Genomic DNA, 13,114 nt, shown 5'->3' with positions numbered 1-13,114 from the left:
AAGTGCTAGCTAACAGCCAAGAGCTACCGCTTAGGTATGACGATCAGGACATTGCGTAGCGGCGCGTTCGGATCATTCAGCAGCAGGTCAAAGTTTGCCTTCAAAGCTCCACGCGAGCGATCAACTTCCTCCAGATTAAGCCGATAACGTATCTCAGCACGCTCTCCGGGAGCAATCGTCTCGGGATACTCTAAGATCGTTAGGAAAGCTGTATTACTCTCCGCCGAGTAGATATGCATCGGTGCCTTGCCATCATTCTTTAGAGCAACTGCACCCTCATACACCGTTGCTTCTGGAGATAAGTCTGTAAGACGCTGATAAGTCTTTAGATCCGCAAGCGGTGCTGCGGCCCCCTTGTCAAAATGCGGGGGCATCACAAGGCGTACCATCACCCCACCAGAGAGATCTGGCTCGCTATTCTGCGTTCGTACCGTGATGCCTATCCACCCTTTATGAATGCCAGGAGCCACCGTCCCATCAGTATGCGCCGTCAGGAAAATTTCCTCAGGCTCATAAGCAGCCAGTGTAGCGTGACGTACACTACTAGATAGGAAGCTAGGAAGCGTGTCCAGTGACACCTCTAGGGGGCTATTGGTCGGATTGTTGAGCATCAGACGAATCGTGTTCTCTTCGCCAGCAGGCTGCAAGGGGAAGTCTAGAAAGAGATTACTCACTTGCAGTGCACCTATCTCTTGCTGGTAGCGTGCATTCGTTGGGGTCTGTCTGCCTAGTGTAGCTACATTCCCCTTGATCGTCAGCTTGATAGGCTTACTCGGATCTACAGAAGTGTAGACACGCGTATACTTAACGAAAGAACCTGGACGATTTAGCGGATTATAGGTGATCAAGATAGGTATCGAATCACCAGGAGCTACAGCAGTACGATCATAGGTAGGCGTCGTACAGCCACAATCCGTATTGACACGCAGTATGACCATCTGCTGGTCAGACACGTTTCTCAAGGTAAAGCTGTGCGACACAGTCCCCCGCTCTTCAGCAATCGTGCCGAAGTTATGTATTGCCGAGAGCGAGTCGATCATCTCCTTAGGCTGCTGCGCACACACTACACTTAGAGTCGCAGTGAGACATATCAGGAGAGCCAACAATCTTCTTGTAGCCATAACTATCTCTTTTAGTTCACTTGAGACACGCCCCTACAACCCATCGCCTTCATAATGAAGGCTCTGAGGTCGTAGCGTATGTTTCATCAAGAGACTATAAGACCTTCTCTTTAGTAGTACGATTTTACTCGACAACGCCCTTAATGCGTAGGATATAGCTACCATCCTTACCATTGCTATAGATAGAGATGGTCTTGACAAATTGTCCAGGGCGTCCGGCTGGATTATAGGTCACCTTGACCGTTGTAGTCTTACCTGGAGCGATAGGAGCTGTCTCGAACTCAGGCTTCGTACAGCCACAAGAGGCTACGACACGAGTGAGGACAAGCGGAGCTTTACCTGTATTTTTGATCGTGAAGGTATGACTGACAGGTCCGTCCACCTCCTTGATGGTGCCAAAGTCAAACTCAGTCTCCGTTGCTGTGATCTGAGCGCCAGACTGCTTGCCTGTGGCCTGCTTGTTCTGAGCTCCAGCTAGCGTAGCACAGAGTAGGAGGATCGTTGTAAGGATTGCAATGCGTTTCATAACTTTGTCGTTTAAGATTATGTTCATAGTTAATGTGTTAAGCAAGGGGGATGTCTACACTACACAGAGCTCGCTCGCTCCATACGTGCAGACCCCTCTGCCCTGCAAATGTACTCTTTTTTAGTCATACAAAGGCTATACCAGTTGATAAATCACTACTTAGACACGCTAAAGTGTCAATCTGAAGCAAAGAGATAACCTCTCAAAAGCTCGCAGACGTCGACGAAGATCAGAGGCTTCGAAAGAGATCGGACTCCACTGACAACTCCCCCCCTTCCCCATTATTTGAAGACAACGTCCTCCATCTCGACGATCCGATCTATTCCCCACGTGGAAATTCTCAAATTCCCACGTGGAAATTCTCAAATTCCCACGTGGAAATTCTCAAATCTCCACGTGGAGAATGAAAAATATCCACGTAGGCGAGAAGTAAAACTTCGGAGGAATCAAATGAAACTTCGGAGGAAATGTTTCTTCCCTACGTGGAGAATAAAAAATAGCCACGTGGATATTTGAAATTTTCCACGTGGCTATCGAATTAGAGGTTAGAAGTTAGAGATTAGAGGTTAGGGACGGATAGTGATATGTAGATACGCACTGCTCGAACATCCATTGTATCAAAGCACGACAGCGCCACTCTCATCTCCTATGAGCCTTTGGCTTCAGCCACCTCCTATCAAGGAGTGATGGTGCGCGACAAGCACACACCAGCCCAGAGAGCGAGCAGACCGATCAGCACGCTACCCACAATATAAAGGACGGCTAACCCATAAGTGCCCTCACGAAGCATTGCGTAACTCTCTGCTGTAAAAGTCGAGAAAGTGGTGAACCCGCCGCAAAAGCCTGTGATAAAGAGCAACCGAAGATACGCTGTATCACTACATAAGCCGATCAATAGACCTATGAGAAAGCAGCCCAAGACGTTGACCACAAGCGTAGCCAAAGGTATAGAGCCCGTATAGTGACGAGCTAGCAGAATGGCTGTAAGGTAGCGTAGAGCACTCCCGAGAGCACCGCCTAGAGCTACGAGAAGAAACTGTTTGAGCATACTACATTCTGAGTCGAAGTCTATAACCTTATCGACCTACCTAGACGAACCTATTGCCTGTGCCGTAGTCGCAAGATCCTATAGACACTGATAATCAAAAAAAGGTAGCACTCTCTCTGAATGGGAGAGTACTACCTATATATTTATAGGATGAGACATCCTGTCTCGCTAATCGCTCAACTTAGCGCCTATGAACTGACGGTTGAGGCGTGCTATGTGGCTGATGGAGACGCTCTTGGGGCACTCCATCTCGCAGGCACGTGTATTCGTGCAGTTGCCGAAGCCTAGCTCATCCATCTTGGCGATCATCGCCTTAGCACGCTTGTGTGCCTCAGCTCGTCCCTGTGGCAACAGGGCCAACTGACTTACCTTGGCAGAGACAAAGAGCATTGCGGAGCCGTTTTTGCAGGCAGCAGCGCAAGCGCCACAGCCGATGCAAGAGGCAGCATCCATTGCTTCGTCAGCCTTGTGCTTGGGGATGGGGATCGAGTTAGCATCAGGTACACCTCCCGTATTGACAGAGACGTAACCACCAGCCTGTATGATCTTGTCATAAGCAGAGCGGTCGACCATCAAGTCGCGAATGATCGGGAAGCCCGCAGATCTCCATGGCTCGACAGTGATGGTGTCACCATCCTTAAAGGTACGCATGTGTAGCTGACAAGTGGTGATGGCGCTGACAGGACCATGTGGATGCCCATCGATGTACATAGAGCACATACCGCAGATACCCTCACGACAGTCGTGGTCGTAGATAACGGGTTCCTTATCCTCGGCAATGAGCTGCTCGTTGAGTATGTCGATCATCTCAAGAAAAGAAGCGCTCTGAGGCACATCCTTGAGTGCATAGGTCTCAAAGTGGCCCTTTTCGCGGGGACCTCTCTGACGCCATACCTTGACTTTGATATTTATATTGTGATCCATTGCTATGATTATCTACAGGGTTGCTTAGTTCTTATAGTTACGCTGGAGACGCTCGGTGAATTCGTATACCAGTGGCTCCTTGTGCATGACAGGGTCTTGACCCTCACCTTGATACTCCCAGCAGGAGACGTAAGCGAAGTTCTCATCGTCACGCTTTGCCTCACCTTCCTCAGTCTGATGCTCTATGCGGAAGTGCCCACCACAGCTCTCCTCACGATCGAGGGCGTCGTGTGCCATCAGCTCACCGATCTCTAGGAAGTCTGCTAGACGCAGAGCCTTCTCTAGCTCGATGTTAAGATCATCTACCTTACCTGGTAGGTGGAGGTCACTCCAAAAGACCTTGCGTAGTGCCTTGATCTTCTCAATACCTGTCTGCAGGCTCTCCTTAGAGCGTGCCATACCGACATACTCCCACATGATATGTCCTAGCTCCTTGTGGATGCTATCGACCGAACGCTTACCATGCATTGAGGCAATGCGCTGGATGCGCTCCTTGAGCGCCTTCTCAGCCTCGTCAAACTCCTTGTGGTCTACGCTAAAGTGCGGTACCTGAATCTGATCCGAGAGGTAGTTCTGTATCGTATAGGGCAGGATGAAGTAACCATCTGCTAGACCCTGCATAAGGGCTGAAGCACCGAGACGGTTAGCCCCGTGATCGGAGAAGTTTGCCTCACCAATGGCAAAGAGTCCAGGGATAGTGGTCTGTAGCTCGTAGTCGACCCATAGACCACCCATCGTGTAGTGGATGGCTGGGTAGATCATCATCGGAGTCTCGTAGGGATTGTCGGCAGTGATCTGCTCGTACATCTGGAAGAGGTTGCCGTACTTGTCCGCAACGACATCACGTCCCATACGCTCGATGGCATACTTAAAGTCTAGGAAGACGGCAAGGCCCGTATTGTTGACTCCAAAGCCAGCATCGCAGCGCTCCTTGGCGGCACGGCTAGCGACGTCACGAGGTACTAGGTTACCGAAGGCGGGATAGCGACGCTCGAGATAGAAGTCACGATCCTCCTCGGGGATATCATTTGCCTTTTTAGTACCAGCCTGTAGCGCCTTAGCGTCCTCCAGCTTCTTGGGGACCCAGATACGTCCATCATTACGGAGAGACTCCGACATAAGCGTTAGCTTGGACTGGAAGTCTCCGTGCTCTGGGATACAGGTCGGGTGGATCTGCGCCATACAAGGATTGCCGAAGTATGCACCCTTCTTATAGCACTGCCAAGCGGCTGATCCATTGGAGGCGATAGCGTTTGTGGTGAGGTAGAAGGCGTTGCCATAGCCACCTGTAGCAATCACTACAGCATGAGCAGCAAAGCGCTCGATAGCACCTGTAACTAGGTTGCGAGCGATGATACCTCTCGCACGACCATCGATGATGACTAGGTCTAGCATCTCGTGGCGGGTGTAGAGCTTGACACTCCCCTTGTGTACCTGACGGCTGAGTGCTGAGTAAGCTCCAAGGAGTAGCTGCTGTCCCGTCTGACCACGGGCATAGAATGTACGGGAGACCTGCGCACCACCGAAGGAGCGGTTGTCTAGCAGACCACCGTACTCACGTGCGAAGGGGACTCCCTGAGCGACACACTGGTCGATGATTGCGTTTGACACCTCTGCAAGGCGATAGACGTTCGCCTCACGAGCGCGATAGTCGCCACCCTTGATAGTGTCGTAGTAGAGACGGTAGACGGAGTCACCGTCGTTCTGATAGTTCTTTGCAGCGTTGACACCACCCTGTGCTGCAATGGAGTGTGCACGTCGTGGAGAGTCCTGTATACAGAAGTTTAGCACGTTGAAGCCGAGCTCTCCTAGAGAAGCTGCTGCAGAGGCTCCAGCTAGACCAGTCCCCACGACAATAACGTCGAGTAGACGCTTGTTGGCGGGGTTGACCAGCTTCTGATGATCCTTATAGTTAGTCCACTTCTCAGCTAAGGCACCTGCTGGGATTTTGGCATTTAGTTCGCTCATATCTCTGATAGTTAAGATAGTTCGTAGATTAGATGATAGGAAGAGTTGCTAAACCAGCCTAAGCGTAAGGGATAGCCTCTGTAAGGCTCTCGGGACCTGAGTAAATGAAGCCAAAGTAAACGACTACAATGGCAAAGATAAGGACCAAGAGTGTGGCAACGATGTAGCTGATGACATGTAGGCGGTTGAACCACTTCTTATTGTTCCACCCAAGCGTTTGGAAGGCACTCCAAAAGCCGTGCGTGAGGTGAAACCAGATGGCTGCTAGCCATACAAGGTATAGGATAGATACCCATACGTTGCTAAAGGTTTGCACGACGAGCTGGTAGCCCTCGGCACTCTCTCCGCCGGTCCACTCTTGTAGCTGCATCTTGCTCCAGAAGTGTGTCAGGTGAAAGACCAGTAGCCCCAAGACGATGATGCCTAGGACAAACATGTTCTTGCTGGCCCAGTCTATCTTAGCACGTGTGAAGATGGCATAGCGATCATTACCACGCGCCTTACGATTTAGTAACGTCAACCAGGCCGCATAGATAATGTGTACGATGAAGCCCAGCGCTAGGACGGGCACCATGATCTGTACCAATATGTTGGTACCCATGACGTGACAGGCTTGATTGTACAGCTCCGTAGGGAACTCGCTATTCACATTGATAGCATCGTAGACGGCTAGTAGGTTGATACTGCCATGTAGCAATAGGAAGATGATCAGGAAGAGCCCCGAGAGACTCATGATGAACTTTCTCCCAATCGATGATTTAAAGATCCACATATTTGTTCGTTTGGTTACTTAAGTGAAGTTATCAGTTACTATTGGTCTGTCTAGACACGGCAAAGAGCTACATAAAAGTGCTCTTGAGAGCGCTCTCCTAAGTCTTTACGATGTGAGACTTGTCCTTTGCTCCACAAAGATACAAAATACCTACAATTAACTACCATCGGAAATTTGGCTAATTTCTATTTTGAGGTGCTGGAGGAGAAAACCATCCCTAGAATTCTAACTGATTTGCACGCATCTTTGATGTCGGCACAAGCAGGTTGTCTAAGAGTATCCGGCTAGTTTTCTAGGAGTAGCTTCTTCCCCATCACCTCAAAAGGGTGGCATGCTGTGCTGCCCCCTTTTTTGATACCTTTGCACCGAGTTTGTAAACGGGGCTATCGCTCTAGACGACGCTCCTAACAAGAAGGCAGAAGTGACCAAAACAGAGACTATAAACTTTACTCAAGGACCAATCCGCAAGCAACTGCTGCGACTGGCAGCTCCTATTGTCGCCACCTCGTTTGTCCAGATGGCGTACAACTTTACCGACATGGCGTGGCTCGGACGTCTCGGCAGTCGGGAGGTGGCCGCCGTCGGGGTCATCGGCGTACTCCTATGGATTGCCACCTCGATCGCTCAGCTCACCAAGACTAGTGCCGAGGTGTGTGTCTCGCAGAGCCTTGGAGCACGAGACAAACCACTAGCGATCAAATACGCCCGTCACTGTACCACCTGGGCACTCATCGTCGGTACTCTCCTTGCACTTGTCTATCTGCTCTTTGGCTCTCCCATCGTGGGGATCTACAACCTAGAGGCAGACGTGCACCATATGGCACTCAGCTATCTACGCATCGTATTGATCGGCTTGCCAGGCTACTTCCTGACTCTATCCATGAGTGGCATTTACAATGCTCATGGACGGAGCATGACCCCATTCAAGATTAATTCACTGGGTCTACTGCTCAATATGATCCTCGACCCACTGCTTATCTTCGTCTGTCACCTAGGAGTCGTCGGAGCAGCTTTCGCTACACTACTCTCTCAGCTGGCCGTCTGCGCTATCCTCTACTATCGTATGCAGCACCAAGACAAGATACTCGAGGGGGGCTCTATCGTCACAAAGCTGGCAAGAGATCAGAGCCGGCGCATCTTCGCTATTGGTGTACCGGTGGTGCTCCTCAACTCGCTCTTCGCTCTGATCAGCATATTTATGGGTCGCTTAGCCTCTGAGCAGGGTGGTGCCATCGGCGTAGCGGTCATGACGACTGGCGGACAGCTAGAGGGCGTGACGTGGAATGCATGCCAAGGCTTCTGCACAGCCCTAGCGACCTTCGTAGGGCACAACTATGCGGCACGTCAGTTCGATCGTGTGTGGCGGGGATACAGAACGACTATCTTCATGACGCTATCGATAGGTCTCTTCGGGACGCTGCTCTTCCTCTTTCTGGGCGAAGCCTTTTTTGCATTGATCGTACCAGATCCTGAGACTTACATAGAGGGTGGACGATACCTTTACATCGCTAGCTTCTCTCAGCTCTTTATCATGACCGAGATCACTACGCAGGGGCTTTTCTATGGTGTAGGCCGGAGCAACACGCCAGCCGTGATCAGCATCGTGGGCAATCTGCTACGTATACCGCTAGCTCTCCTACTGATATACCTAGGATGGGGACTGCCTGCTGTCTGGTGGGCTATCTCCCTCTCATCGATCGGCAAGGGGATCACAGCCATCATCGTACTACTTATCAAAAGGAACAAACTAACCCCAATGAGCTTAGTCGCTTAGCACCTTTATGTATCACCACTACACCTTTACCACAGAGCAACTTAGCGAGACGGAATGGGCGATGCCTTTGCTAGCTCAGACGCTAGCCGACTGGGGCTTCGAGAGCTTTCAAGAGGAGCCAGACAAGGGGCTGCTTAATGCCTACATATCCGATGACGCTTGGCATGAGAGCAAGGAGATCTCCACTCAACTTGCCACAGATGCGGGTGTCTTGACACTATATAATATAGCATGGCACTATCACCACAAGCTGGCGTCCTCTAGTGACTGGCTAGCAGCGTGGCGCAGCACGACCTTCGAGCCTATATCGCTACGGGGACGCATGCTGGTCACCACCCCTGAGCTGGTACCGACCCCACAGACGCATGAGCTACAGCTACTCATCGAGGCGTACAATGCCTTTGGCTCGGGTGAGCACCACACGACACGTATGATCCTAGAGCATCTACTTGATTACGATGTGAAGGGAGCTCAAGTGATCGACATGGGATGCGGTACGGGCATCCTCGGCATAGCGGCTCTGCTACTCGGTGCCGGCTCGCTCGTAGCAATAGATACCTCGTCTGAGTGCGTGACCAATACAAGACACAATCTCCAGCTCAACGGCTTCGCACCATCGGAGCACATTAGCGTACTGCATGGTGACGCTGCGCAACTCTCCGCCTACCCCGGTGAGGCTGATCTGCTCTTTGCCAATATACATCGTAACATCATCTTAGAGGATCTGCCCCGTTACGTAGCAGCGGTACGATCAGGTGGCGAAGTGTGGCTCAGTGGCTTCCTCCTCTCCGACCGCACGGTCATCTATCAAGCCCTAGAGGCTGTGAAGCTTGAGGTCGTTGATGAGGCTACCTCCGAAGAGTGGATCTTCGTGCGTACCCGCAAAGGATAACGAGAGATTCTCCCTAGATTTCCCCGATGGAAAGTGACCTAGAGACGCTGTAAAGTGAGACGAAAACAGCAACCGTATAAAGCTTCAAAGTAAAGATTGAGAGATTATCCTCGCATTTTCTGTATCTTTGTAGAGTTCAAGACACTTAACGGGAGGAAGAGCTGGTTCACTAGATAGCCCTTTTCACTTCCATTGACGATAAGCCAATAACAATGAGCGAACAAGAGAAAGACATCATGACTACACCTCAGGAAAAAGGTGCTTACTCAGCCAGTAGTATACAGGTACTCGAAGGACTAGAGGCGGTGCGCAAGCGTCCCGCCATGTATATCGGAGACATCAGCGAGAAGGGACTCCACCACCTTGTCTACGAGGTGGTCGACAACTCCATCGATGAGGCTCTGGCAGGCTACTGTACCGAAGTGCTGGTTGAAATCCTATCAGATAATTCAATCCAAGTGACTGACAATGGTCGTGGTATCCCTGTCGATATGCACGCCAAGGAGGGCAAGAGTGCCCTCGAGGTGGTCATGACGGTACTGCACGCTGGTGGTAAGTTTGACAAGGGGTCCTACAAAGTCTCAGGAGGTCTCCACGGTGTGGGTGTCTCCTGTGTCAATGCGCTCTCCGAGTCGCTCATTGCCGAGGTACATCGTGACGGCAAGATCTATCGTCAGGAGTACAGCCGAGGTAAACCTCTGACGGGCGTTGAGGTGGTCGGTAAAGCCGACGACACAGGTACCCGCATCACCTTCAAGCCTGACGACACAATCTTTCGTGAGACAATATATAGTAGCGAGACGCTCTCACACCGTTTGCGTGAGCTCTCCTATCTGAATGCTGGACTTCATCTCAAACTCATCGACCACAGAGTACACGATGAGGAGGGACAGCCAAAGTCCTGGATCTTCTACTCGGAGAATGGACTGAGCGAGTTCGTCCGCTACGTAGATGGTGCTAAGGAGTCGCTCATTCATGATGTCATTCATCATACGACGGAGAAGCAGGGCGTACCCGTAGAGGTAGCACTTACCTACAACACCTCTTATCAAGAGAATGTCTACACCTACGTCAACGACATTCACACTATCGAGGGCGGTACGCACTTGACAGGTTTCCGTCGTGGACTAACTCGCACACTCAAGAAGTATGCGACCGACTCGCACCTTCTAGACAAGATCAAAGAAGAAATATCGGGCGATGACTTCCGTGAGGGCTTGACCGCTATCGTCAGTGTCAAAGTCGCTGAGCCACAGTTTGAAGGACAAACAAAGACGAAGCTTGGTAACAGTGAGATCGTTGGTGTCGTCGACGCAGCCGTTAGCGAGGCTCTAGAGATCTACCTCGAGGAGCACCCCACAGAGGCTAAGCTCATCGTAGACAAGGTCATCCTAGCAGCCCAAGCACGTCACGCAGCACGACGAGCTCGTGAGCTGGTACAGCGTAAGTCTCCCCTCACAGGAGGAGGACTACCGGGCAAGCTAGCAGACTGCTCGAGTAAAGACCCTAGCGAATGCGAGCTATTCATCGTGGAGGGAGACTCCGCAGGTGGTACCGCCAAGCAGGGACGTGACAGCAAGTACCAGGCGATCCTACCCTTGCGTGGTAAGATCCTCAACGTAGAGAAGGCTATGCAGCACCGTATCCTAGACAATGCGGAGATCAAGAACATCTACACAGCCCTTGGCGTGACGGTCGGTACGGAGGAGGACTCCAAAGCTCTCAACCTTTCCAAGCTCCGCTACCACAAGATCATCATCATGACCGATGCCGATGTCGATGGAGCCCACATTGCGACGCTGATCCTCACTTTCTTCTTCCGCAATATGCGTCCGCTTATTGAGAACGGCTATGTCTACATTGCCAATCCGCCCCTCTACCTCTGCAAGAAAGACCGTATCGAGGAGTACTGCTGGACAGACGAGCAGAAGTCAGACTTCGTCACTAAATATGGTAATGGACAGGAGAACCGCATCAAGATACAGCGATACAAAGGTCTCGGTGAGATGAACGATGTACAGCTCTGGGATACAACGATGAATCCACAGACGCGTACCCTTCGCCAGGTGACCATAGACAACCTTGCGAGTGCCGACTCTGTCTTCTCCATGCTGATGAGCGAAGATGTCGAGCCACGACGCGAGTTCATCGAGGAGAACGCTACCTACGCCAACATTGACGCCTAGCACCTAGCTATGAAAACCAAGCGTGTCGCAGCCCTGACCATGGTGCGCAACGATGACTTCTACCTGCGCAAGTGGACAGCCTACTACGGCCGAGAGCTGGGCGAGGAGCATCTATACATCTATCTAGATGGTAAGGATCAGCCTCTACCCGATTGGTGTCCTCAAGCTACGATCGTAGCGGTAGATAAGATTCAAGGGCAGGTGGTCTCTGCTGAGAAAGAGCGACTAGCCTTCCTCTCCGAGCGTGCTAAGGAGCTACTCACCACTGGTGGCTACGACCTCGTCATCGGAGTCGATGCTGACGAAATACTCGTCGTCGACCCACTCGTTGGGGTGGGACTTAAGGAGTACCTAAGCCAGCGTCATATAGGTGTCAGCGTCTCAGGACTGGGCGTCGATGTAGGGCAGCATCTTGAGAAGGAGGAAGACATTCGAGAGGATCTACCCTTCCTCCAGCAGCGTCACTATGCGCGGCTATCGACACGCTACACGAAGCCATGCGTCATCGCACAGCCAGTTGTCTGGGGTTCGGGCTTTCATCGCATCAAGGGACACAACTTCACCATTGACCCGCAGCTTTACCTATTTCATTTTGGCTACTTCGATATGAAGCGTATCGAAGCGCGCTTTGCCGATCCAGATCGACGAGAGGCAGGCTGGACTAAGCACATAGCCAAGCGGTCGAAGACCATCCAGCAGGTGACCAAATACAAGGCTCGCTCGTGGGACTCCACAGCACGCCTAGCACGCGCGCTTCAGACCTATATACGTCCTCCCTATGCGTGGAATAAGCCCGCTATGCTGGGGCTCTGTCTCATTGTTGAGATCCCTGAGCGCTTTCGCAATATCGTCTGAACCATCTACCGAATAGTCTTTTATGCCTAAGATCTCCGTCATCATCCCTATATATAATGTAGAGAAGTACCTACGACGCTGTCTAGACAGTGTCGTGGCGCAGACCTTCACCGACTGGGAGGCTATCTGTGTTAATGATGGGAGCCCTGACAATAGTGCGCAAATCTTAGCAGAGTACGCTGAGAGGGACCCACGCTTTAAGATCGTCACGAAGGAGAATGGCGGACTTTCAGACGCTCGCAATGCGGGCATGGCCGTTGCTAAGGGTACTTACGTCAACTTCTTAGATTCAGACGATCTGATCCATCCACAGACCTTTGAGATCGCCTACGCTTTGATCCAGCAAGAGGATGCCGATATCGTCTCTTGGTACAAAGATCCGCTCTTCCGCCCTCGGCTACTCGTACGTCATGCTCTAGGCTTTAACATTGATAAGACGATGCCTCGTGGTCTCAAGCGACGCTTCACACTAGACAAGGTGAAGTATCACACGACCGATGATGTCTTCGCTCACGTCACAGAGTATAGCCATACGAGGATCGAGTACCCGATCAAGCACTTTTACGTGTGGCGACACTTGCTTCGGAGAAGCCTGGTGGAGGATGTCCATTTTCTCAAAGGAGTGATCTTCGAAGACTTCCCCTGGTGGAGTGAGGTGATCCTCAAGAATCCCCGGACGGTCATCACGGATCTGCCCTTTTACTACTACTTCCCCAACATCGGATCGATAGACCGCTCTGCTCACCGAACTAAAAAAGTCAAGAACTGGATCAAGGGTTTGGAGCACTCTTACCAGCTCTATGAAGAGCGCGCTACGCCCTACCAAAAGGAGCATTGGCAGCGTGAGTGCATGTGGGCTGTGATTGGCAAGCAAATATGCTCTAAGTTAGAGCGACGTGTCACCGATCCCGCAGATCGACAGGAGCTGGCTCAGGATCTAGATAGACTGAGCAAGCTGGGGGTCTTTGACCATCCCCTTACGATCGAAGGTGTCAAAGCTCGTCAGCGCATCCTGCGTTTTATCGATCGATACCAGTAGTCCCCTAAT

The 13,114-nt window shown here is 51.4% G+C and carries 11 protein-coding genes; 5 read left to right on the top strand and 6 right to left on the bottom strand.

Annotated features, from left to right (window positions below):
• Positions 1–23 precede the first annotated feature (23 nt).
• The 6 genes from PORAS_RS05780 to PORAS_RS05755 all read right to left on the bottom strand — a co-directional run bounded on the left by PORAS_RS05780 (position 24) and on the right by PORAS_RS05755 (position 6,359).
• Positions 24–1,121: a DUF1573 domain-containing protein gene (locus PORAS_RS05780; protein WP_013760544.1), complete on the bottom strand. Its 1,098-nt coding sequence runs from the start codon at positions 1,119–1,121 to the stop codon at positions 24–26.
• Positions 1,122–1,245: 124 nt separating this feature from the next.
• A complete protein-coding gene (locus PORAS_RS05775) occupies positions 1,246–1,647 on the bottom strand; it encodes a DUF1573 domain-containing protein (RefSeq protein WP_004330988.1) in 402 nt (133 codons plus the stop codon).
• Between the two features lie 676 nt (positions 1,648–2,323).
• On the bottom strand, positions 2,324–2,695 hold the full coding sequence (crcB, locus tag PORAS_RS05770) for a fluoride efflux transporter CrcB (RefSeq protein ID WP_013760542.1): 372 nt from the start codon (positions 2,693–2,695) through the stop codon (positions 2,324–2,326).
• 168 nt (positions 2,696–2,863) lie between these two features.
• Positions 2,864–3,619 carry a succinate dehydrogenase/fumarate reductase iron-sulfur subunit gene (locus tag PORAS_RS05765; RefSeq protein ID WP_004331016.1) on the bottom strand — a complete coding sequence of 252 codons (756 nt, stop codon included), beginning with the start codon at positions 3,617–3,619 and terminating at the stop codon, positions 2,864–2,866.
• A gap of 24 nt (positions 3,620–3,643) precedes the next feature.
• A complete protein-coding gene (locus PORAS_RS05760) occupies positions 3,644–5,587 on the bottom strand; it encodes a fumarate reductase/succinate dehydrogenase flavoprotein subunit (protein WP_013760541.1) in 1,944 nt (647 codons plus the stop codon).
• A gap of 58 nt (positions 5,588–5,645) precedes the next feature.
• Complete coding sequence (locus PORAS_RS05755) at positions 5,646–6,359, bottom strand: succinate dehydrogenase cytochrome b subunit (protein ID WP_004330972.1); 714 nt, start codon at positions 6,357–6,359, stop codon at positions 5,646–5,648.
• A gap of 421 nt (positions 6,360–6,780) precedes the next feature.
• On the opposite strand from PORAS_RS05755, the gene PORAS_RS05750 reads away from it, so the two are divergent.
• The 5 genes from PORAS_RS05750 to PORAS_RS05730 all read left to right on the top strand — a co-directional run bounded on the left by PORAS_RS05750 (position 6,781) and on the right by PORAS_RS05730 (position 13,105).
• On the top strand, positions 6,781–8,133 hold the full coding sequence (locus PORAS_RS05750) for an MATE family efflux transporter (protein WP_013760540.1): 1,353 nt from the start codon (positions 6,781–6,783) through the stop codon (positions 8,131–8,133).
• 7 nt (positions 8,134–8,140) lie between these two features.
• Positions 8,141–9,025, top strand: coding sequence for a 50S ribosomal protein L11 methyltransferase (gene prmA / locus PORAS_RS05745; RefSeq protein ID WP_013760539.1), 885 nt, complete (start codon positions 8,141–8,143; stop codon positions 9,023–9,025).
• A 212-nt stretch (positions 9,026–9,237) separates the two neighbouring features.
• A complete protein-coding gene (gene gyrB / locus PORAS_RS05740) occupies positions 9,238–11,211 on the top strand; it encodes a DNA topoisomerase (ATP-hydrolyzing) subunit B (protein WP_013760538.1) in 1,974 nt (657 codons plus the stop codon).
• Positions 11,212–11,220: 9 nt separating this feature from the next.
• Positions 11,221–12,066, top strand: a complete 846-nt coding sequence (locus tag PORAS_RS05735) for a glycosyltransferase family 2 protein (protein WP_013760537.1) — start codon at positions 11,221–11,223, stop codon at positions 12,064–12,066.
• Between the two features lie 22 nt (positions 12,067–12,088).
• Positions 12,089–13,105, top strand: a complete 1,017-nt coding sequence (locus PORAS_RS05730; RefSeq protein WP_013760536.1) for a glycosyltransferase family 2 protein — start codon at positions 12,089–12,091, stop codon at positions 13,103–13,105.
• Positions 13,106–13,114 lie beyond the last annotated feature (9 nt).

Source organism: Porphyromonas asaccharolytica DSM 20707, assembly GCF_000212375.1.
Taxonomy (GTDB): Bacteria; Bacteroidota; Bacteroidia; order Bacteroidales; family Porphyromonadaceae; genus Porphyromonas; species Porphyromonas asaccharolytica.
This window is presented reverse-complemented; position numbering and strand designations above follow the sequence as displayed.